General features: G+C 50.1%; 19 protein-coding genes and 1 riboswitch. Of the genes, 12 read left to right on the plus strand and 7 right to left on the minus strand.

Annotation, left to right across the window (positions count from 1 at the left end; all coding sequences use genetic code 11):
• Positions 1–17 precede the first annotated feature (17 nt).
• From KNP96_RS10045 to KNP96_RS10075, 7 genes are all read left to right on the plus strand, one after another.
• Positions 18–734: a GntR family transcriptional regulator gene (locus tag KNP96_RS10045; RefSeq protein WP_088838264.1), complete on the plus strand. Its 717-nt coding sequence runs from the start codon at positions 18–20 to the stop codon at positions 732–734.
• On the plus strand, positions 727–2,268 hold the full coding sequence (gntK, locus tag KNP96_RS10050; RefSeq protein ID WP_214770259.1) for a gluconokinase: 1,542 nt from the start codon (positions 727–729) through the stop codon (positions 2,266–2,268). The genes KNP96_RS10045 and gntK overlap by 8 nt, the downstream gene beginning before the upstream one ends.
• Before the next feature lie 22 nt (positions 2,269–2,290).
• Positions 2,291–3,637, plus strand: a complete 1,347-nt coding sequence (locus KNP96_RS10055) for a GntP family permease (protein WP_029332123.1) — start codon at positions 2,291–2,293, stop codon at positions 3,635–3,637.
• A gap of 19 nt (positions 3,638–3,656) precedes the next feature.
• Positions 3,657–5,057, plus strand: coding sequence for a decarboxylating NADP(+)-dependent phosphogluconate dehydrogenase (gnd, locus tag KNP96_RS10060; protein ID WP_214770262.1), 1,401 nt, complete (start codon positions 3,657–3,659; stop codon positions 5,055–5,057).
• A gap of 219 nt (positions 5,058–5,276) precedes the next feature.
• Positions 5,277–5,840 carry an alkyl hydroperoxide reductase subunit C gene (gene ahpC / locus KNP96_RS10065; RefSeq protein ID WP_028105377.1) on the plus strand — a complete coding sequence of 188 codons (564 nt, stop codon included), beginning with the start codon at positions 5,277–5,279 and terminating at the stop codon, positions 5,838–5,840.
• A 14-nt stretch (positions 5,841–5,854) separates the two neighbouring features.
• The gene (gene ahpF / locus KNP96_RS10070) at positions 5,855–7,384 is read left to right on the plus strand and encodes an alkyl hydroperoxide reductase subunit F (RefSeq protein ID WP_214770265.1); all 1,530 of its coding nucleotides are present in this window, start codon (positions 5,855–5,857) and stop codon (positions 7,382–7,384) included.
• Between the two features lie 870 nt (positions 7,385–8,254).
• Positions 8,255–8,797, plus strand: a complete 543-nt coding sequence (locus KNP96_RS10075) for an ECF transporter S component (RefSeq protein ID WP_029332126.1) — start codon at positions 8,255–8,257, stop codon at positions 8,795–8,797.
• Positions 8,798–8,857: 60 nt separating this feature from the next.
• On the opposite strand, the gene KNP96_RS10080 is transcribed toward KNP96_RS10075, so the two are convergent.
• Entirely contained in the window at positions 8,858–10,351 is a 1,494-nt protein-coding gene (locus KNP96_RS10080) for a malate:quinone oxidoreductase (protein WP_214770267.1), read from the minus strand.
• Positions 10,352–10,586: 235 nt separating this feature from the next.
• On the opposite strand from KNP96_RS10080, the gene KNP96_RS10085 reads away from it, so the two are divergent.
• Positions 10,587–12,113: a cryptochrome/photolyase family protein gene (locus KNP96_RS10085; protein WP_214770270.1), complete on the plus strand. Its 1,527-nt coding sequence runs from the start codon at positions 10,587–10,589 to the stop codon at positions 12,111–12,113.
• Positions 12,114–12,245: 132 nt separating this feature from the next.
• Here the strand turns inward: KNP96_RS10085 and KNP96_RS10090 are convergent, their stop codons facing one another.
• Entirely contained in the window at positions 12,246–13,616 is a 1,371-nt protein-coding gene (locus KNP96_RS10090; protein WP_214770273.1) for an amino acid permease, read from the minus strand.
• 165 nt (positions 13,617–13,781) lie between these two features.
• A riboswitch (glycine riboswitch) is annotated at positions 13,782–13,858 on the minus strand.
• Between the two features lie 214 nt (positions 13,859–14,072).
• Here KNP96_RS10090 and KNP96_RS10095 point away from each other — a divergent pair.
• Positions 14,073–14,615 carry a histidine phosphatase family protein gene (locus KNP96_RS10095; protein WP_214770277.1) on the plus strand — a complete coding sequence of 181 codons (543 nt, stop codon included), beginning with the start codon at positions 14,073–14,075 and terminating at the stop codon, positions 14,613–14,615.
• A gap of 212 nt (positions 14,616–14,827) precedes the next feature.
• A complete protein-coding gene (locus tag KNP96_RS10100; RefSeq protein WP_214770280.1) occupies positions 14,828–15,190 on the plus strand; it encodes a hypothetical protein in 363 nt (120 codons plus the stop codon).
• Between the two features lie 50 nt (positions 15,191–15,240).
• Here KNP96_RS10100 and KNP96_RS10105 read toward each other — a convergent pair whose 3' ends face one another.
• The 3 genes from KNP96_RS10105 to KNP96_RS10115 are packed head-to-tail and all read right to left on the minus strand — an operon-like array spanning position 15,241 to position 16,782.
• Positions 15,241–15,771, minus strand: a complete 531-nt coding sequence (locus tag KNP96_RS10105; protein WP_214766265.1) for an NUDIX hydrolase — start codon at positions 15,769–15,771, stop codon at positions 15,241–15,243.
• The gene (locus KNP96_RS10110; RefSeq protein ID WP_214770283.1) at positions 15,772–16,281 is read right to left on the minus strand and encodes an LURP-one-related/scramblase family protein; all 510 of its coding nucleotides are present in this window, start codon (positions 16,279–16,281) and stop codon (positions 15,772–15,774) included. It abuts the gene before it with no gap.
• A 21-nt stretch (positions 16,282–16,302) separates the two neighbouring features.
• Complete coding sequence (locus KNP96_RS10115) at positions 16,303–16,782, minus strand: LURP-one-related/scramblase family protein (protein ID WP_214770286.1); 480 nt, start codon at positions 16,780–16,782, stop codon at positions 16,303–16,305.
• Positions 16,783–16,942: 160 nt separating this feature from the next.
• Between KNP96_RS10115 and KNP96_RS10120 the strand changes: the two genes are divergently transcribed.
• Together KNP96_RS10120 and KNP96_RS10125 are read left to right on the plus strand one after the other, a co-directional pair.
• Positions 16,943–18,529: an FMN-binding glutamate synthase family protein gene (locus KNP96_RS10120; protein WP_214770289.1), complete on the plus strand. Its 1,587-nt coding sequence runs from the start codon at positions 16,943–16,945 to the stop codon at positions 18,527–18,529.
• A 139-nt stretch (positions 18,530–18,668) separates the two neighbouring features.
• Positions 18,669–19,664 carry a tRNA dihydrouridine synthase gene (locus tag KNP96_RS10125; protein ID WP_214766257.1) on the plus strand — a complete coding sequence of 332 codons (996 nt, stop codon included), beginning with the start codon at positions 18,669–18,671 and terminating at the stop codon, positions 19,662–19,664.
• 47 nt (positions 19,665–19,711) lie between these two features.
• Here KNP96_RS10125 and KNP96_RS10130 read toward each other — a convergent pair whose 3' ends face one another.
• Positions 19,712–20,236 carry an SF0329 family protein gene (locus KNP96_RS10130; RefSeq protein WP_088838281.1) on the minus strand — a complete coding sequence of 175 codons (525 nt, stop codon included), beginning with the start codon at positions 20,234–20,236 and terminating at the stop codon, positions 19,712–19,714.
• Between the two features lie 59 nt (positions 20,237–20,295).
• On the minus strand, positions 20,296–23,070 hold the full coding sequence (locus KNP96_RS10135) for a glycoside hydrolase family 3 protein (RefSeq protein WP_214770293.1): 2,775 nt from the start codon (positions 23,068–23,070) through the stop codon (positions 20,296–20,298).
• Positions 23,071–23,072 lie beyond the last annotated feature (2 nt).

The following is a 23,072-nucleotide window of genomic DNA, read 5'->3' on the forward strand; positions in this document are numbered from 1 at the left end:
CAAAGCAGGTGATTTTTATGTCTGATTTTTTATACCCGATTAAATGGTTATCAAAAGCATCAACTGGAGATCGTGTCGCCCACGAACTCCGGATGCGTATCATTTCCGGAAAGATTGAGCAAGGGACCGTCCTTTCTGAAAATAAATTAGCGACGGATTTTTCCGTCAGTCGCTCGCCCGTTCGCGACGCTCTAAAAGTTCTCGCTGCTGAACGGATCATCCGGCTTGAGCGGATGGGTGCCGTCGTCGTTGGTTTGTCGGAAAAAGACATCCGCGAGATTTATGACGTCCGCCTGTTAATCGAAACGTTCGTCTTCGAACGGATCGTCCGGATGGACCGTCAAGAACTCGTCCGTGAACTGAGCAAGATCCTTGAGATGATGAAAGTCGCGATCAAGTTTAATGATGCCGACGAATTTTCGTATCAAGATGTTTTGTTCCACGAGACGATCATCCGGTCGATTGATCACAGTTATGTCAGCATGATTTGGCAAAACTTAAAACCGGTCATGGAAAGCTTCATCCTTTTATCGATGCGGACTCGCTTCGAAGGACAGATGGAGGATTTCGACCGGATCATCGCCAACCACGCACTTTATATCGAAGCCATCGAAACAGGAGACCGTGAACGGATGGTCACGTCTCTCCACCAGAATTTCGACGATGTCCAAGAAGTCGAAGATTTATGGCAATCGCAACAGATGATGACGAAAGGAGTCGAACCACATGACTGAATACATGCTAGGAATCGATATCGGGACGACGAGCACGAAAGCCGTCCTCTTTACGACAAAAGGAGAAGTCGTCGGCCAGACGAACGTCGGTTATCCGCTCCATACACCAAACCGTTCGACTGCTGAACAGGATCCGGAAGAAATTTTCCACGCCGTCCTCGAAACAATCCGGCTGCTGACGAGGCAGTATCCGGACCAAAAACCGAAATTCGTCGCTTTCAGTAGTGCAATGCACAGCTTGATTGCCATCGATGAGGAGGACCAGCCTTTGACTGCCTGCATCACCTGGGCGGACAGTCGGAGCGAAGCCTGGTCGAACCGGATTAAGGAAGAGTACGGAAATGATGTCTACCACCGGACCGGTACACCGATTCACCCGATGTCCCCTCTCGCGAAAATCTTTTGGCTCGTCGAAGACCGGCCGGAGATTGCCGAGCGGACGAAAAAATACATCGGAATCAAGGAATTCGTCTTCCAGCGTCTGTTCGGACGTTACGTGATTGATCATTCGCTCGCATCGGCGACAGGATTGTTCAATATCCACGACATGAAGTGGGACTCGAAAGCCTTAGAGATCGCCGGCATCGATGCTTCAAAATTGTCGGAACCTGTCTCGACGACGACACAGTATTCGGACATTAATCCTGAATATGCAAAACAAATCGGACTTGATCCGGCAACACCTTTCATGATCGGTGCCAGTGACGGGGTCCTGTCAAACCTCGGTGTCAACGCCATCCGTAAGGGCGAGATTGCCATCACGATCGGGACGAGCGGTGCGATCCGGACTATCATTGACCGGCCGCAGACGGACGAAAAGGGACGGACATTCTGTTACGCACTGACTGAAAAGCACTGGGTCATCGGTGGTCCGGTCAACAATGGCGGGATGGTCTTACGCTGGATTCGTGATGAGCTCGCATCGGCTGAAGTCGAAACAGCGAAACGACTCGGGATTGATCCGTATGCGGTGTTGACGAAAATCGCTGAACGGGTCCGTCCGGGTTCAGACGGACTGTTGTTCCATCCGTATCTATCGGGCGAACGGGCACCTCTTTGGAATCCGGACGTCAGTGGCTCATTCTTCGGATTGACGTTGTCACATAAAAAAGAACATATGATTCGTGCCGCGTTAGAAGGTGTCATCTACAACCTGTACACTGTCTTCCTGGCATTGATTGAATGTATGGATGGTCCTGTCACACGGATTCAAGCAACCGGGGGGTTCGCGCGATCTGAAGTGTGGCGTCAGATGATGGCCGACATCTTTGAGTCGGAAGTCGTCATTCCAGAAAGTTTTGAAAGTTCATGTCTCGGGGCTTGTATTCTCGGATTGTATGCGACTGGGGAAGTCGATTCATTCGAAGTAGCTGCTGAGATGATTGGGGAAACACATCGTCATGTACCGAATGAAGAAGCGATGCACGAATACCGTCAATTGCTACCGATCTTCATCAGCTTGGCACGGACGCTTTCAGCCGACCATCGGCGGATCGCAGAGTATCAACGTAGCTTGATTCAGCAAGAAAACTAATTTATCTTTTGGGGGAAGTCACATGCCGTTAGTCATCGTTGCCATTGGGATCATCACATTACTCGTTTTAATCATGGGGTTGAAATTAAACACGTTTGTTTCATTAATCATCGTCTCGTTCGTCGTCGCTATACTACTTGGAATGCCGCTCGACCAAATCGTCACGACGATTGAAGCCGGTCTCGGCGGAACACTCGGTCACCTTGCGCTGATCTTCGGACTCGGTGCAATGCTCGGGAAATTAATTGCTGACGCCGGTGGTGCACAGCGGATCGCGATGACACTCGTCGCGAAATTCGGGGAAAAGAACATTCAATGGGCAGTCGTCGTCGCTTCATTCATCATCGGGATCGCGTTATTCTTCGAAGTCGGACTTGTTCTATTAATTCCAATCGTCTTTGCGATTTCACGTCAGCTTCGCGTCTCGATTCTCTATCTCGGGATTCCGATGGTCGCAGCACTTTCTGTTACACACGGCTTTTTACCACCTCACCCCGGTCCAACTGTCATCGCGGGTGAATACGGGGCAGATTTAGGGCAAGTCTTACTTTACGGTTTCTTAGTCGCTGTTCCGACGGTCATCATCGCCGGACCGCTCTTTACGAAAGTCGCAAAACGTCTTGTGCCGGAATCATTCAAAAAAACAGGTAACATCGCCTCACTCGGCGAACAAAAAGAATTTGATTTAAGTGAAACACCTGGATTCGGAATCAGTGTGTTCACAGCAATGCTACCTGTACTCTTAATGTCGATCGCCACGATTTTGACATTGCTACAAAAAACGCTCGGCTGGGACGGCAATGCGGTTCTTTCTGCCATCCAGTTCATCGGGAATGCTTCCACAGCAATGTTGATTTCGTTACTCGTCGCAGTCTATACGATGGGACTTGCACGTAATATCCCAATCAAGACCGTCATGGATTCATGTACGACAGCGATCACACAAATCGGAATGATGTTACTCATCATCGGTGGTGGCGGTGCCTTCAAACAAGTCTTAATCGATGGAGGCGTCGGTAAATATGTCGCTGAACTCTTTGCTGACACAACACTTTCACCGATTTTACTCGCGTGGTTGATTGCCGCGATCTTACGGATTTCACTCGGTTCGGCGACGGTCGCTTCACTGACGACAGCTGGACTCGTCATCCCGCTCCTCGGTCAATCAGACGTCAACCTCGCCCTCGTCGTGCTTGCGACTGGTGCTGGTAGCTTAATCGCTTCGCACGTCAACGATGCCGGGTTCTGGATGTTCAAAGAATACTTTGGTTTAACTATGAAAGAAACTTTCGCGACGTGGACGCTGCTTGAGACAATCATTTCCGTCTTCGGACTTGGATTCGTCCTCCTCCTCAGTCTCGTCGTCTAAAAAAAGGAGTCGTTACACTATGCTAAATTCAATCGGAGTCATCGGCCTTGGTGTCATGGGACGCAACATCGCCATGAACATGGCGAGCCATGATGAAAACGTCGCTATCTATAACTACACGCCAGACTTAACGGAACAACTCGTCGCGAACCGCGAAGGGTTACCGCTTCATCCGTACTATGACGTCGAAGCCTTCGTCCGCTCACTCGAGCGTCCACGCAAGATTTTCGTCATGGTCACGGCGGGAAGTGCCATCGATTCCGTCATCGGTTCGCTTATCCCGCACCTTGAGACGGGCGATATCATCATGGACGGTGGGAACTCCCACTTCCTCGATACGGAACGTCGCTTTGATCAACTAAACGAGCATGGCATCGAGTACATCGGTGTCGGTGTCTCGGGTGGTGAAGTCGGAGCCCGGACCGGTCCTGCCATCATGCCGGGCGGAACAAAAGAAGCGTACGATCAAGTTGCGCCGATTTTGACAAAAATTGCAGCACAAGTGAACGGCGACCCATGTTGTGTCTACATCGGACCTAAAGGGGCCGGACACTTCGTCAAGATGGTCCATAACGGAATCGAGTACGCTGACATGCAGTTGATTGCAGAAGCTTACAGCTTCCTCCGTGTCCGTCTCGGACTCGATGTCGAAGAAATTGCGGACATCTTCTCCTCATGGAACGACGGCGAGTTAAAAAGTTATCTGATTGAAATCACGGCTGAGATTTTACGGAAAAAAGATGACGAGACGGGTCTTCCCTTGATCGACGTCATTCTCGATCAAGCCGGTCAAAAAGGAACAGGCAAATGGACGAGCTTGCAGTCCATTGATAATGGGATCGCTTCCTCTATCATTACGGAGGCACTCTTCGCCCGTTATCTCTCTGCCGTCAAAGAAGAACGTGTCGCTGCCGCCTCTGTCCTCGGTGGACCGGAAGCCCGTGCAGCGCTCGACAAAGACGTTTGGATCGAACGCATCCGCCAAGCACTCTACATGGGTAAAATCGCTGCTTACGCACAAGGCTTCACCCAGTACCGGACTTCATCCGAACTGTATGACTGGAACTTACGTCTTGAAGAGATTGCCTTGATTTTCCGTGGCGGTTGTATCATCCGCGCCGAGTTCCTCAATGTCATCAGCGAGGCTTTTGCAACGGACGCATCACTCGACAACTTAATGCTCGCACCGTACTTCGCAGACAAGGTACAGGCGTATCAAACGTCGCTCCGCCAAGTCGTCGCAGAAGGTGCGCTCACAGGTCTTGCGTCACCGTGTCTCAGCACGTCACTGACGTATTACGACAGTTACCGGACAGCGAATTCAAATGCCAACATCCTGCAAGCACAACGTGATTATTTCGGAGCCCATACGTATGCCCGGACCGATCGCGAAGGAATGTTCCATACTGAATGGCAATGACTTATACAGCTCCATCTCCCTGTTTCATTCAGGGAGATAGAGCTCTTTTTTTGTTCACAATTCATTTCTTGAAATAAGAATTTACAGGTTAAACCTTGACAAAAGAGACGCTTTATATGAAATTAGTATTAGATTAGAATTATTCTAGTGTGATAAGTACAGTTATTCTTAACGACTAGAACAGATTCTTAAATAGAACCCAACAGGAGGATTTTTATCATGTCTTTAATCGGAAGTGAAGTAAAACCATTTAGTGCATCAGCATTCCACAACGGAGAGTTCGTCGATCTTACAGACGCTAACCTTCGTGGAAAATGGAGTGTCGTTTGTTTCTACCCAGCAGACTTTACATTCGTTTGCCCGACTGAGCTCGAAGATCTTCAAAACCAATACGCAGCACTCAAAGCGCTTGACGTTGAAGTGTACTCCGTTTCAACAGATACGCACTTTACACATAAAGCTTGGCACGAAACTTCAGAAACAATCGGTAAAATCGAGTACGTCATGATTGGTGACCCGTCACACGTCATCTCACGTAACTTCGAAGTCTTAAACGAACAAGATGGACTTGCTGATCGCGGAACGTTCATCATCGATCCGGACGGCGTCATCCAGACTGTTGAAATCAACGCGGGTGGAATCGGCCGTGATGCAAGTACACTCGTCAACAAAATCAAAGCAGCACAATACGTGCGCAACAACCCAGGTGAAGTTTGCCCGGCGAAATGGGAAGAGGGTTCTGCAACACTCACACCTAGCCTTGACCTCGTAGGGAAAATTTAAGGAGCGGATTTGAGATGGCTTTAGCAGCAGATATTAAAGCACAACTCGCTCAATACCTCGATTTGTTAGAAGGAGACATCGTCCTCGCCGTCAGCGCCGGGACGGACTCCGTCTCACTCGAGATGAGCGAACTCGTCGAAGAAATCGCGAGTATGTCACCACGCATCAGCATCGAACAGGCGACGCTCGCCCGGACACCGAGCTTCAGCGTCAACCGCGCTGGTGAAGTAAGTGGAATTACGTTCGCCGGGATTCCGCTCGGTCACGAGTTCACGTCACTCGTCTTGGCTTTGCTCCAAGTCAGTGGTCGTGCGCCGAAGATCGATGCGCCTGTCATCGAACAAATTAAAGGCATCAAAGAGACGTATCACTTCGAGTCGTACATCAGCCTCAGCTGTCACAACTGCCCGGATGTCGTCCAAGCCTTGAACGTCATGAGCGTCCTCAACCCGAACATCAGTCACACGATGATTGACGGTGGAGCGTTCAAAGAAGAAGTCGAGCAAAAAGAAATCATGGCTGTCCCGACGGTCTTCGTCAACGGCGAAGCATTCGGGAACGGACGGATGTCACTCGAAGAGATTCTTGCGAAGCTCGGTACGGGTACAGATGCAGCCGATTTCGCTAACAAAGATCCGTACGACGTCCTCGTCGTCGGTGGCGGTCCTGCCGGTTCAAGTGCCTCGATTTACGCAGCACGTAAAGGCATCCGGACCGGGATTGTCGCAGAACGTTTCGGCGGACAAGTCATGGATACGATGAGCATCGAAAACTTCATCAGCATGAAGTACACGGAAGGTCCGAAACTCGTCGCGAGTCTTGAAGAACACGTCAAGGAGTATGGCATCGATGTCATGAACCTGCAACGGGCAACACGTCTCGAGAAAAAAGACCTCGTTGAGCTGGAACTTGAGAATGGTGCGGTCCTCAAAACGAAAACGTTGATTTTGTCGACAGGTGCACGCTGGCGTAACGTCGGTGTCCCAGGCGAACTTGAGTTCAAGAACAAAGGTGTCGCGTACTGCCCACATTGTGATGGTCCACTCTTCGAAGGAAAACGCGTTGCGGTCATCGGCGGCGGTAATTCCGGTGTTGAAGCGGCAATCGACCTCGCAGGTCTCGTCAAACACGTCACGGTCCTTGAGTTCGCACCTGAACTGAAGGCAGATGCAGTTTTACAACAACGTCTCGCAAGTCTTCCGAACGTCACGGTCGTCGCAAACGCCCAGACGAAGGAAATCACGGGGACGGATAAAGTAAACGGCATCACCTATGTCGAGCGTGAAACAGGCGTTGAACAACACGTTGAGCTGGAAGGCGTCTTCGTCCAAATCGGTCTCGTGCCGAACACGGACTGGCTCGGTGATACGGTGGAACGCAACAAATTCGGTGAAATCCTCGTCGACCGTCATGGTGCGACGAATGTCCCTGGTGTGTTCGCAGCAGGTGACTGTACCGACAGTGTGTATAAACAAATCATCATCTCGATGGGCTCAGGCGCGACAGCTGCACTTGGTGCCTTCGATCATATGATTCGCAATTAATCGTTTAAACGTCTTGCTTCGGCAAGGCGTTTTTTTAATTTAAATACTATGTTTTCATCGATGTACGATTCTTATTTCCATTGCTTTCCTCGGGCATTGCTCCTTGCCTAGCGGACAATGAGTAGGGTCTCGCCTACCTCTGGCAAGTCGCGTTAATAACGCACTTCAGACTGTAGACAAAGTGATATCGGGAGATCAAGCGTCTTTTTTTCATTGCTTTCCTCGGGCGAGGCGCAAGCCGTTGCTCCTTGGTCCTAGCGGACAATGAGCAGGGAGGGTCTTGCCTGCCTCTGAAAGTGCGTTAAAAACGCACTTTTCCCCGCAGGAGTCAACGAAACGTGACACTTTTTAGGTAATACCGTGAGGGAAATCCAGGCATGCAGACGGCTTAGAGCGCAATCCGTCTCGAATCGCTTTTAAAGCGAAAAGCAATCGATCGCGACCCTGCAGCTTTGCTGTAGCGGCGTGACCGATTGCCGCTTTGAAGACGAGGCGAGACAGGGGAGCGCGAACAGATTGCCTCTCGTTATCGCATGTTCACGCTTCATAAGCGTTTGTCTACACGCTGAGTGCGTTAATAACGCACTGTTCCCGTAGGAATCAATGGAAAATAAATCTTTTCCGAGACCATTTGGCTGAAGCACTATGTGAAACACAGATCTTTTAACGCGTATCCTGAATGGTATTGCTCCAACGCGAAAAACAAGCAGAAGCGAATTTGAACGAATACATACGCCGTCTTCCCTCTTCAGTATAAAAAGCAACGGTTCAACTGACCCCTATAAATTGTTCGATATTGACACTTTTAGCTAGTCCAGTATTTTGATAGATTTAAGCTATTCAAAATCTATCATAAAGAAGGTCTGACTCATGCAAAACGCAACACCGTATTCAAGCACTCGTACCCGGCAACTCGTCATCACGTCGATGTCGATTGCACTTGTTTTTGTCGCAACATTCTTTATTAATATTAAATTGCCAATCGCAGCGAACGGCGGACTTGTCCATATGGGGACGGCCATGTTGTTCATTATCGCCCTCTTGTTCGGACCGCGAACTGCCATGATCGCCGGAGCAGTCGGAATGGGACTCTTCGATATCGTATCAGGCTGGACACTTTGGGCTCCGTTCTCGTTCGTCGGACGTGGTCTGCAAGGTTTCGTTGTCGGTTATATTGCCTGGACATATGGTCGTAAAGCAACGAATGTCAGCGTCAACGTACTCGCAATGATTGCTTCTGTTCCATTTATGCTTGGCGTTTACTATATCTGTGAAGGGATTCTTTATAGTAACTGGATCGCTCCTGTTGCTTCAATCCCAGGTAACCTCGTTCAAAACGTCGTCGGAATCCTCGTTGCGATTCCGGTCAGCGCAGCTTTAAAGAAAACAGCATTTTTCCGCCAGCGCGGATAATCCATATGAAAAGCCCTGTCTCCTAACGATTAGGAAACAGGGCTTTTCATTTTGTCGTTTTTAATGAATCGGTTGTGCGGCTGTTAGTTTAAGTGTTTCGGTTGTTTCCGCATGGATTTCGTCAAACAGATCCGGGTGCGCAACAAGCGATGTTCCGTATGACGGAATCATCTCCTTGATTTTAGCTGTCCAACCGTCGATTTGATTCGGGAAACATTTTTCGAGCACTTCGAGCATGACCGGTACAGCGGTCGAAGCTCCCGGTGACGCACCGAGTAAGGCCGCAACGGACCCATCCGCCGCACTGACGACTTCCGTTCCGAACTGGAGCGTCCCTTTTCCTTGTGGTGTATCTTTGATGACCTGAACGCGTTGTCCCGCGACGACGACATCCCAGTCTTCAGTTTTTGCGTTCGGAATGAATTCACGTAGCTCGTTCATCCGTTGTTCTGTCGAAAGCAGCACTTGTTCAATCAAATATTTCGTTAAGCCCATTTCTTTTGCTCCGGCAGCAAGCATCGTCAAGACATTGTTCGGTTTGACGGACGCGAGCAAATCGAGATTCGAACCGGTCTTAAGGAATTTCGGTGAGAACCCGGCAAACGGTCCGAATAACAGTGATTTCTGCCCGTCGATGTATCGTGTATCCAAATGCGGGACCGACATCGGAGGTGCTCCGACTTTCGCTTTCCCGTACACTTTTGCATGGTGCCGTTCCGCGATGTCCGGATTTTTACAGACGAGGAACAGACCGCTGACCGGGAATCCGCCGATTTGTTTTGATTCGGGAATCCCTGTTTTTTGGAGCAATGGCAGACTGCCGCCACCGCCGCCGATAAAGAGGAACTTCGCCGTATGATGTTCAATCCGGTTGTCCTGTTCGTTTTTGACTTTGACTTCCCAGCCGCCGTCGACTCGTTTCAAGTCTTCGACGCCGTGCCCATAATTGATTTCAACGCCCTGTCCTGCGAGGTGCGTGAATAAAATCCGTGTCAGCGCACCGAAGTTGACGTCTGTCCCCGAATCAATTTTTGTTGCAGCGATCGGTTCCGGTGACGTCCGCCCTTCCATGATGAGCGGAATCCATTGCTTCAGCTGCTCCGGATCATCGGAAAATTCCATCCCTTTAAAGAGTGGATTCGCTGATAGCGCTTCCAATCGTTTTTTCAGAAACTCGACGTTTTCCGCTCCTTCGACCATACTCATATGCGGAATCGGCATAATGAATTCTTCTGGATTCGGTAAGACGTTTTCTTTGACGAGATGCGACCAAAACTGGCGTGACAGTTGGAATTGTTCATTTACTTTCACGGCCTTACTGATATCGATCGTTCCGTCTGCATTCTCTGTCGTATAGTTGAGCTCACATAACGCGGCATGACCCGTGCCCGCATTGTTCCACTCATTCGAACTTTCTTCCCCTGCGTTCGGTAACTTCTCGAACACTTTAATTGTCATGTCAGGCGCGAGCTCTTTTAATAAGACCCCTAGCGTCGCACTCATGACTCCTGCACCAATCAATATTACGTCTGTTTGTTTAGGCATACTGCTCATGATATCCTTCCTATCCCCGTTGATATTATGGACCTGCCATGAAAAATAGAGCGCTCTCATGACGACAACTTACCTTTCCATTATAACCCTATCACAGGTCGTTCATATATTAAAATATTGGGTGTTTCCGACTTAAAATAGATGCACTTTCCCTGAATCGCACGCGCACATCCTGAGACATACTTTCAGAGAAAGCGGATATATACTCTAGTAGAAGAAAAAGGGGGAATGATTCATGGCGACACGCTGGATTTTTGGCAATCAGCTGAACCACACGTTACCGCTTCTGCAGGAAGCGGATCCGAAACACGATGTCATCCTGATGGTCGAAGCAACGTCCCGCTCGACCTGGAAAATGTACCACAAACAAAAACTGGTGCTGATTTTTTCAGCGATGCGTCATTTCGCAGACGAACTCCGGAATAAAGGGTTTACGGTCGATTACCGGGAAGCGGATTCGTTTGACGAAGCATGGAAGCAGCACCAGCAACAATACAAACCGACGCACCTGCTCTATACAGCCATCACAGACGAACCGATGCGCCGTGCCATGAAAAAATTCCAGGAAAGTCTTCCGAAGACAATCACCGTCGATGTCTGTTCCGACGTTCCGCTCTTTTTGCTGACACAGGACGAAGCCGTCGCCATGCTCGGGGACAAACCGTGGAAGATGGACCGGTTCTATCGTCAACTCCGAAAAGACCGCCTCCTGTTAATGAACGGAACCAAACCGCTCGGTGGAAAATGGTCGTTTGACGCCGATAACCGAAAACCGGCGAAAGACGGCGTCGATTTTAAAGCACCGATCCGGTTCCGGCCGGATCAGATTACGCGTGACGTCATCAACAAAGTCGAGACGACGTTTGCCGATCATCCGGGGCAGCTCGATACGTTCCACTGGCCGGTCACACGACAGGAAGCACAGCGGGCACTCGCCCGTTTCATCGACGAACGGCTTGAGACATTCGGAACCTATCAGGACGCGATGCTGACAGGAAAGGATACGTTATCACACTCTCTCCTTTCCTCGTCGATCAATATCGGGTTGCTGTCACCGGACGAAGTCATCAAAGCCGTTGCCGCAGCGCTCGAAGAACAGGAGGCGCCGCTCAATGCCGTCGAAGGGTTCATCCGCCAGATTCTCGGGTGGCGTGAGTACATGCGGGCCGTCTATTTGAGTGAGATGCCCGGTTATGAACAGGTCAATGTCCTCAAACACGATCGTGACTTGCCGGACTTCTTCTGGGACGGTCAGACGACGATGACCTGCGTCGCCGAGTCGCTCCGCCCTGTCATCGAAACGGCGCACAATCACCATATCCAGCGGCTGATGGTGCTCGGAAACTTTGCCAATCTGTTTGAGATTTCGCCGCAACAAACGGCGGACTGGTTTAATGAAATGTACATCGACGCCTATGACTGGGTTGTCCTTCCGAATGTACTCGGCATGGCCTTGCATGCCGACGGTGGTCTCCTCTCGACGAAACCGTACATCGCGTCGGCGAACTACATCCATAAAATGAGCGACTATTGCGGGAACTGTCCCTTTAATCAGAAGGAGGCCCTAAGTGACGAGGCCTGTCCGTTCAATGCCTTGTACTGGGACTTCATCGCGAGGCACGAGGAACGCTTCTCCGGCAATCAACGGATGACGATGATGTACCGGCAGTGGGCCAAGCGGGACAAAGCGGATCAGCAGGCCATCCGTAAAAAAGCGACGGCATTGAAGAAACAGTTGGCGGACGGACAGTTTCATCGCTGAGTCTGCCACTGCGACAGCTCGACAAAGACCCGACTCCCTGTCTTCTTCGGCAGGCAATCGAGTCTTTGTCTTTCAGGAGCGCGGGTGAAAAAAGTGAGCGCGCCTTTGTCAGACGTTGCTCTGTTTTTTTCATCACGCACTGTGCCGTTCTGCTTTTTGATGTTTTTTCGTCCGCAACTGATACAGGACAAACAATCCGATGAACCAGACCGGTGTCAGGAGTAAGGCCGGACGGGTTTCATCCGCGACGAGCATGACGACGAGGATCAGTCCGAACAATCCGAGGACGAGGTAGTTGACGAACGGTGTCCACGGTGCCTTGAACGTTGACGCCGCATGCAGTTCCGGTTGTGTTTTCTTATATTTCAAGTGACAGACGAGAATCACACCCCAGACCCAGATAAAACAGATCGCACTGATTGTCGTGACGATGCTGAAGGCTTGTCCCGGGATCAATTTACTGAGTAACGCTCCGCCCGATACGACGAGTGTCGAGACAAACAAAGCGTTCGCCGGAACATGGTTTTTGTTGAGCTTCGAAAAATTAGCCGGTGCCTGTTTTTGATTTCCGAGATTATAGAGAATCCGGCTTGTCGAGAACATTCCGCTGTTACAGGCTGAGGCAGCAGACGTCAAGACAACGAAGTTGATGACGCCGGCAGCAAGCGGGATTCCAATCAAGCTGAACGTTTTAACGAACGGACTTTCCGTCGCATTTAGTCCCGTCCACGGATTGATCATCAGGAGAACCAGTAACGCCCCGACGTAAAAGAAGAGAATCCGTAACGGAATCTTATTGATCGCGGACGGAATGTTCTTTTTCGGATCCGCTGTTTCCGCTGCTGAGACCCCGATTAATTCAACTCCGACATAGGCGAAGACGACCATCTGGAACGACAACAGGAAGCCGGTCACACCGTTCGGGAACATTCCGCCGTGTTGCCACAAATTACTGACGGTTACAGGACCTGAATCGGTTTGGAAACCGATGATCAGTAAGACGATCCCGACACCAATCAAACCTAAAATCGTAATGACCTTAATCAAAGCGAACCAAAATTCAAGTTCCCCAAACAGTTTGACCGTCAGTAAATTAAAGCCGAGTAAAATCAGGAGCGAGATCACAGCCGGAATCCACTGCGGAATATCGAACCAGTATTTCACGTACACGCCGACCGCAATGACGTCCGCCATCGCCGTCATGATCCAGCAGAACCAATACGTCCAGCCGGTCACGAACGCGGCACGTGGACCGAGATAATCTTCTGCGATGTCCGTTAATGATCCGTATCCGGCTTTCGACAATAACAATTCTCCCAGTGCCCGCATGACGAAGAAAATCGCAATCCCGACGAGTAAATACGCAAAGACGATCGATGGTCCCGCGAGTTGAATCGCTTTCCCAGATCCTAAAAACAATCCTGTCCCAATCGTTCCACCAATCGCAATCAACTGGACGTGCCGATTCGATAAATCCCTTTTCAATCCTTCTTGTTGTTCCAAACCTGAACTCCTCCTTGAATGCTTTCTCTAGTTCCCCCGGTCGGACTGTTCTGTCAGTCCAACAAAAAAAAGAGACTGGACGGGTGTCCAATCTCAAAAAAATCATCAGAATAGCAAATAATCATCCCTTGACTGGCGACGCCAATTCAAAGAATCAAGATTTAGTACTACTCTTCTGTCCTTTTGCCTGAGATTGTGAACCCTTCGGCGCCGCATCATGCGGTCTCTCCAGAAGCTGCTCCTGCCATAGTGTGACCCATGACAATCATAGCTTTCTCTTTTATTCGGTTGCTGAGGTGACATAATCACCTGAATTGTTTTTAATACTAGTAATCTTATGATTGTTTGTCAACCGTTTTAGTTTATTCTTTCATTTCTTCTTTCATAGACTGAAACAGGAATCGATGTTGATTTTCTAGAAAAAGTAAATCACTACAGTCAATTAGGAGGATTAACATGAAAAAAATTTACTTGATCCGCCACTGCGAAGCATCAGGACAAGAACCGGACGCTCCGTTGACGGAGAACGGCCATAGACAAGCTAAAGAATTGGTTTCTTTTTTTGAATCCCGTTCCGTGGATCGTATCTTATCAAGCCCTTTTCGCCGAGCAATTGAATCAATCGAAGCTGTTGCTTTTCAGACAAATTGTTCCATCGAAATCCAAGATGATTTGCGTGAACGCGTTTTAAGTCGTCAACCACTGACCGATTGGCAGGAGCATCTCCAAAAGACGTTTACCGACTTTGATTACGCATGCCCCGGTGGAGAAACGAGCGCAGAGGCGACGCGGCGAATCCAAGACGTCCTGAATGACGTTTGGTCCCATTCTGCTGAGACAACTCTTCTTGTCACGCATGGCAATCTACTTGCGCTATACCTCCACTCACTCGATGCCTCTTTTGGTTTTGAACAAGGACAACAACTTCGCAATCCCGATGTATTTCTCGTGACAGAAGTTGACGATGCTCTCGTTTTCGACCAGTTAGATCTCTTCTGATTCCACTGATTGGTTGTACCGACCGTAACGTTCGAGTTCAAAAACGGTTTTCTCGAAATCGAGTAAGCCGTTTTCGATACGTATACCGAACTGAACGGCTCACTCGTCAATCTGCTTGTCTCCGGTGCCGGAATCATCGGAACTTTGTTGGTCTGAAAATCGGCAGTCGCGGAACACCGCGAAAACCGATTCTCCTGACCAGCGGACTCATCATGATTGGCAGTTTCATCGTTATGGTTGCGTTCGGCAACATCTCGCCACTCGTTTCGTACATCTTTGCCTCCATTTCCGATTTTGCGATGTACATCCAGTATCCGATTTTCACGAACTTGGCACATGAGATGAAAGGGATGACCCCGCAAAAAATCACCGTCCTCTTCGGTCTGTTTTGGGAAATCGCTTATGCGACGCAGACGATTTTCACCATCATTTGGAGCTATGCCCTCGGTCATATGGGCTATACCGTCTCGATGGTCGTCTTTTTCGTCAGCTGTTCGACTTATCTGCTGTTCAGCTTCTTCCTACCTGAAACAAAACTGAAGCAGACGCAACCCGCTTCGAAAAAAACGGCGTAACATTGCAAAAACCCATCGTGTTTCCTGACAAAAATACGATGGGTTTTTAGTTACAATAACGCGTATGATGTGATGTTGCCGCGTTGTTTACGTAACGCGAACAATGTCGAAATTAAACCTTCATGGTACGGAATGAACGTCCCTGCTTGAATCCGGGCGATGATTTCCTCCTCCGTCGCCCAGGCGACAGCTTGCACTTCTTCCTGTTGCAGGACGAGTGATGTTAAATCAACATCCCTTTCGATTAAGTAGATGTCATCAAATCCCTCGTCAAAATGTGACGTCAAATGCGGGCGCATGCCCTCAAAATCATAGCGCAGGCCAATCTCTTCAAACAGCTCCCGTGCCGCCGCCTGCTGGCTCGTGTCTCCCGCGACCGCACTTCCCCCGACGGTCAAGTCCCATAAGTTGGACCAGCCTTCTTTGAAAGGTTGCCGTTGCTGAATCAACATTTCGCCGCTTGAGTTAAACAGACAGACGTGCACGACTAGATGATAATCGCCGTCTTGTAACTTCTTTCCCCGTGTCCATGTCCGTCCTGTTTTCTCGCGGTCCGCTGTATAGATATCCCATTGTTCCATTTACTTCTTTCCCCCTGCCCAATTGTCCGCAAACAGCGTCGAGACCGTTTTGTCTGCTTTCGCCCGGTCGAGTCCGAGCACGACACTTAAAAACAGTGTCTCCGCCGTCTCGTCGAACAGTGTCAATTCATACTGTTTGATGAGGCGAACCCACCGTCTTTTGCCTTGACCGATTTTGTTTCCTTGATACGTGACACTAAACGTCATCGTCGCCCAGTTGATGTCGATCTGCAGGTCCCGGCTGTCAATCCGGTAATCCGCAAACATCAAAAACCCGGTTTTTTGAATGGTCGCAACGACACGCCCGTCCACTTCCACAAGGATATGCGGCAGCATGCTGAACGTCTGTTTCGTCACGCGGCCGACCTCGGCAGCTTCTTGTACGAGTTGCCAATTTTTCTGCATTTGCAACAACTGCCCGGTCACTTCATGCGTGACGTGTCCGGCTTCATCTTCAATCGTAAAACGACGGTTCAAATCCATCGTCTGGTTCATCAAAAGTGCTTTCATCGGTTCCTCCCTGGGTTCGGTTTATGAACTAGCCTCTTCGTCCTCTTTGACACAGTCAATTGCGACGACCAGCGCGATCAACACCTTCTCGACATCCGGGTCAAAGACTTGAATCTCGTAACTGTCACCAAACGTGAACCATTTTTTCTCGACGCTCCCGACGACTTCCCCATGACGTTTGATTTGAAAATCCATGTCCCACCAATCGCCGTCGATTTCTAAATCTGCCGCGTCAATCGTGTAACGGTCTTTAAAGAATGTAAATGATTTTTCGATCGTCAGTGTTTCGCCATCGACCTCAACAAAAAACTTCGGCAACAGGCTGAATACTTTCTTCGTGATGACGGCGACTTCTTCCCCGTCGACGCTCGAAATCGAAAAGGTCTTCGGAATTTGCATGAAGCTCCCTTCGACAAGATAGACATCCTGTTCCTGCTGATCTTGAATCGAAAAACGTCCCCGTAAACTGAATACTTTCTGTTTCATGTAAAGTGTGTGCATGGCTCTTCATCCTTTCGAAATTCAGAAGTTTTATTATCCTACGCACCACACTAGTATTTAGTTTCAACACAATACGAATATTTCACATAGTTAGTTAGGTTTGTTAGCGTCTCGTGAGTGGTATCGGATTAAGACTACAGTTCGCTTAGGAGGTCCACTCATGCCCATCCATACCGTCATCTTGATTACCTTACTTCTGCTCGTTGCGCTCGTCTTCATCGTCCCGCTTATTGTCGTTCTCTACTTATGGGTGACCGATTCACGTCAAAAAGAACATGCCGTCCTCCGAAATTTTCCCGTCCTCGGTAAAATGCGTTATATCTTAGAAAAGATGGGTCCGGAACTTCGGCAATACCTGTTCTTGAACAACAATGAAGGAAAACCATTTTCCCGAAACGATTACAAATCAGCCGTCATCGCCGGTAAATACAATTCACGGATTCTCGGTTTTGGATCAGAACGTGACTTCGATGAAGCCGGTTTTTATATCCAGAATGCCCTCTTTCCGACGAACCGCGATGAACTCCGGGTCGCGAACGATAACAAAGTTCCAACCTACTTATATGAACTCGATCAAGATAATTTATTCACCCGGAAAGAACATCTCGTCGAAAAACAAGTCGCGCCCTTTTTATTACAGGACGACGACGCCCCCATCATCGGTGAAGCGACGTGCCGCCAGCCGTTTCAAGTCCGCGGACTGATTGGACAATCGGCGATGAGCTTCGGTGCACTTGGAGACCGAGCGATCACTGCGCTGTCGATTGGCCTCGGACGCGCTCAAGGCGCCTGGATGAACACAGGCGAAGGCGGTCTGTCCGACCATCATTTAAAAGGCGACGTCGATATCATTTGCCAAATCGGTCCCGGACTGTTTGGCGTCCGGACGGAAGACGGTGACTTTTCATTCGAAGAATTTGAACAGAAAAGTCAAATTCCCCAAGTCAAAGCATTCGAATTAAAACTTGCCCAAGGTGCAAAAACGCGTGGTGGTCACCTCGAAGGTGAAAAGGTCACACCGGAGATCGCCAAAGTCCGGAAAGTCAAAGCCGGTGTCGGCATCGATAGTCCGAACCGCTTTAATGAGTTCAAGACGAACGCCGAGATGCTAACGTTCGTCGAGAAGTTACGCGACATCGGTGGGAAGCCGGTCGGCCTCAAAATCGTCGTCGGGAAAGTCGATGATATCAAGGATCTTGTCGCCTATATGGCGGAGTCCGGCAAACACCCTGATTTCATTACGATTGACGGCGGCGAAGGCGGGACCGGGGCGTCGTTCCAGGAGCTCGCCGACGCGGCGGGTCTTCCGATCAAATCGGCGCTCCCCTATGTCCATCAACTCCTCGTGGCATACGGGATTCGTGACCGGATCAAACTGTTTGCGTCCGGTAAGTTGATCAGTGCCGATAAGATTGCCGTCGCCTTAGGGCTCGGTGCTGATTTCGTCAACATCGCCCGCGGCCTGATGTTCAACGTCGGTTGCATTCAGGCGCAAGTCTGTCACACAAACCATTGTCCGGTCGGTGTCGCGACGACGGATCCGAAACTGCAAAAGGCCCTCATCGTCGACGAGAAGAGCTTCCGGGTGACGAACTACATCATCTCGCTTCGGGAAGGGCTCTATAATTTGACAGCAGCGGCCGGACTTGAAAGCCCGACGCAGCTGACGGCAGAACACATCATCTACAAGGATCAAAATGGTCATGTCACGAAAGCAACGGCGCTGAACTACAATCCATTGAAATGATTGACGTGTGCAAGCAGCTGACTCCTACGATCTGTGGAGTCAGCTGCTTGCACTTTTTCTGCAATACGCTTAAAGTATATAGTTGATGAAATTTTAATTGAACAAAACGAATTACCTTAAGGAAAGGGTTTTATATACGATGAAAAACAACTTTTGGCAGGACCTGCCACGACCATTTTTTGTACTTGCACCAATGGAAGATGTCACCGACGTCGTCTTCCGTCACGTCGTCGCGAAAGCAGCGCGGCCGGATGTCTTCTTCACTGAATTTACGAACACCGAGAGTTACTGTCATCCGAAAGGCAAACAGAGTGTCCGCGGACGCCTCGAGTTCACGGAAGATGAACAGCCGATGGTTGCCCACATTTGGGGCGACAAGCCGGAATATTTCCGTGAGATGAGTATCGGGATGGCGGAAATGGGCTTTAAAGGCATCGATATCAACATGGGTTGCCCGGTCCAGAACGTCGCCGTCAACGGAAAAGGATCAGGCTTGATCAACCGTCCCGACGTTGCGGCCGAACTGATTCAAGCAGCGAAAGCCGGCGGTCTGCCGGTCAGCGTCAAGACGCGTCTCGGCTATTCGAAAATCGAGGAGTGGCACGACTGGTTACGCCACATTCTCGAGCAGGACATCGCCAATCTGTCGATTCACCTGCGGACGCGTAAAGAAATGAGTGCCGTCCCGGCGCACTTCGAACTGATTCCGGAAATCAAGAAACTCCGCGATGAAATCGCGCCGCAAACGCTCCTGACAATCAACGGGGACATCAACGACCGGCAGCACGGTCTGGAACTCGTCGAGCAGTACGGTGTCGACGGTGTCATGATCGGTCGCGGGATTTTCCATAACCCGTTTGCGTTCGAAGTCGAAAAGAAAGAGCACTCGAGCGAAGAGTTACTAGGCTTGTTACGTCTGCAGCTCGACCTGCACGATCAGTATTCAGCGGAATTCGAACCCCGTCTGTTCAAACCGCTCCGTCGGTTCTTTAAGATTTATGTCCGCGGTTTCCGCGGGGCGAGCGAATTGCGCGCCCGTTTGATGGAAACGAATTCAACGGACGACGTCCGGGCGCTGCTCGACGAATTCGTCGAACAGGAAGGCATTCACGCCGTCAATTCGTTTTCGATTTAATGTAATCATGTGAAAGAGCAAGGCCACGCGCCTTGCTCTTTTTGTCGTCAGTTCGCTACCGCTTCCAGTCGAATCTTTAAACAGGTGAATTCAAATGGTGTGTCGCAGGTCACCCGTTCAAGCCGCCGCTTTCCGACACGCCGGTCGAGCAAGGCAAAGCCGCGGATAAAGGCATGGGGATGCGTCAACGCTTCTTCAATTGATAGTGTCGGGTACAACAGAAAATCCTGTTGGACGGCATAATTGGCATGCCATCCCTCTTGTTCCAACTCCCGTTCGATTTGCTGGTCTAATTCACTTGATGCCTTATACCAGTCTGATTGAAAGATTTCCAACGTAATCTGTTCCGGCTTTTCCGGCAAGCGGTTCTTCACCAACGCATAACGACGATCTGACTCTAATGTAAAACGTAAATCTTCGGCCTTAAAAAAGGGTTTTCCATCCAGTGTCATCCAGACTCGAGCTTCGCCGTCATGAAAATGACGATCGACTGTTGCATAGAGATTTATACGTGTCTGAAGCGATGGTGCGACAAACGACAACATCTGTTTTTTTATTTTTGAGAATTGCATCGGGTCCTCCTTTTACACACATCAAACACCAGGCAGCAACTGACTGCCTGGTGTTTAGTTTACCCGTTCTTCATATCGAACGACTCCGTCAACGTGAAAGTAATTTGCTTCACATCAAGACCCCCGAGCGTAAAGTAGAGCTTGAAGTAATTATGCGGATTAAAGACGAAAACGTCTTTCGTTTGCGTCACCCATTCGCCGTTCGTCCCGTTGAATGTAAAGGTCGCGACCGGCATATTGTTCGCAAACAGCGTCACCGGCATCTGCGCCAGCTCACCGGCAAACGAACGTACTTCTAGCGAAACATGATACATACCTGTCTCTTCTGCAGTCACAGCAAAAACATGACTGTTCCCAGTTGACGTAACAAGTTCATCGAAGACCAGTGGCACACCACTGATGAGTGGTTGATGCGTCATGGCTTGTTCGTTTGTATCCATTGTTTCTTCTGGTAATCCTATCACTTCAACTGTCGCTTCTTGACCAAGCGCCCGTTCCATGACCGGTGAGCGGAGAATGAAGCGGCAAATGTTTGATGCACTCCGGAGTAGCTCCGCCCGTGTCAATGTGCTGTCAGTGATTGATGTTAATGTATCATCCTCAAACGGATTGGCACCCGATTCACCGACGACCATGTATAAATCGTTTTGCGAACGGACCATCGCTGCCGTTTGTTGACGGTTCGCGTCCGTTCCTTCAGCATTGATCTTCGCCCACCAGTCGGTCATGACGACACCTTCAAAGCCCCACTCGTCACGCAGAATCCGTGTATTCTGATCGTAGAGTCCTGCGGTCCAAAGGCCATTGACGGCACCATACGTCGTCATGATCGCATAGGCCTGTCCGCGTTTGACAGCATGCTCAAATCCTTTGAGATAAATCTCCCGTAAGGCCCGTTCCGAGACAATCGAATCGAGATCATGGCGATGGAATTCCTGGTTGTTGGCGCTTAAATGTTTAAGTGTTCCCGTCACGCCGACCCGGTGCATCCCGTCCAGTTCAGCGACCGCCATCATCCCCGTCAGGTGCGGATCTTCCGAGAAGTACTCGAAATTTCGCCCGTTGAGCGGATGACGGTGAATGTTCATGCCCGGTCCGAGCAAGGTATCGACGCCGTTTTTCCGAAGTTCAAGACCTGTCATCTCAAACAAGTCCGCCACGAGCTCGACGTTAAAGGTCGAGGCGACAAGCGTCCCGTTCGGAAGTGAAAAGGCTTTTGTTCCGATATCCATCCGGATGCCGGACGGACCGTCGGCACAGCAGGCTGCCGGGATCCCGAACGCCGTCAGCCGGTCGGTCACGCCGCCAAACGCCGCCGCTGTTCCCGGTGTGACACGCGGTGAATTCATCCCTTCACCGCGCACGATTGCGGCGAGATCCTCATCCGTCAACTGATCGAGGAACACGTCGAGTGATGTGTTGCCTTCGTAAACGTCCTGCAATGTCAGTCCTTGATCGTCCGAGTAGATCCGCTCTACGGGACGTTCCGCTAAGCGACGGGCTTCCGGATCAATCGTCCGCAGCGGTGTTGCTTCGTACGACACGTCGTAACCGGTCTCCGTCTGTTGCGGCTTCAAGCGGTCGAATGCCGTGACCGGTGCCATGTTTTCGCTTAACGTCTCGATCACCTGTAACTGCCCGATCGTTTGCGTGGCCACGTGCGCCGCCGTCCGGACATCTGTTCCGACGTACAGATGATATGCTCCCGCTTCGATGACGTAAGACGATTTATGACCGGTCAGACCGGAGTCATCGTAGCTCGCGTATTCCGTCAGTGGAACCGTTAACGTCAGCGTTTCACTTTGACCCGCTTCAAGGAGTTGGGTCTTCGCGAACGTCACAAGTCCGCGCGCCGGATTGCCGAGCTTCCCTTGTGGTTTCTCAAGATAGACCTGGACGACTTCTTTTCCGCTGTGCTCTCCTGTATTCGTGACGGTGACGGTTAACGTCACCTGTTGATCCGTCATATCGACCGTCTCCGTCGCGACGTCAAACGTCGTATACGATAAGCCGAATCCGAACGGATAGAGAACGTCGTCTTTCGCAAACGTCTCGAAGTAACGGTACCCGACATAGATGTCTTCTTTGTAAATCGCCCGGTCTTCGTGACCGAAGTACGGTGTCGACGGATACGCATCAAGTGAACGGGCAATCGTATCCGGCAGTTTCCCGGATGGTGTGACAGCGCCCGTCAAGAGATCGACCAAAGCATTGCCGCCTTCCATCCCGCCTTGCCATCCGTACAGAATCGCACTCGGATTGAAATCGACTGCCCACTGCATATCGATGACGTTCCCGACGTTCAGTAAAACAACCGTCTTCGGGAAGGTCTGCGAGACTTTTTCGATCAACGTCAACTCGACGTCCGTCAGCAGATAACTGCCCGGGTCCGCCGTGTTATCCCGGTCTTCACCGGCTGTCCGGCCGATCATGACGATGGCGACATCTGACTGTTCCGCTGCGGCTGCGACCAACTCATCGCTAACCGGCATTTCTTCCTGTGACCATGTTTCTGCCGCCCAACCTTCCCCTTTATCAAACGGGTGATCTTCGAGCCATGCTTCATAGACGTCGAGTAACGACTGGTTCAGTGTCAAATCCGGATGACGTTGCAGGGCTTCGAGCGGACTGACTACGTATGAGACGTTGACCATTCCACCTGATCCTGTTCCACTTTTATAATAATTGAACTGATTGCGTCCAAAAACAGAAATCGTTGTCCCGGTAGCAAGTGGTAACGTCTGATTATCATTTTTTAACAGGACCGCGCCTTCTGCGGCCGTCTTTCGTGCAAGTGCTGTATAAGCGTCCCAATCTAGCGTGTATGTCGTCATCT

This window comes from Exiguobacterium sp. s133 (assembly GCF_018618595.1).
GTDB classification, from domain to species: domain Bacteria; phylum Bacillota; class Bacilli; order Exiguobacteriales; family Exiguobacteriaceae; genus Exiguobacterium_A; species Exiguobacterium_A oxidotolerans.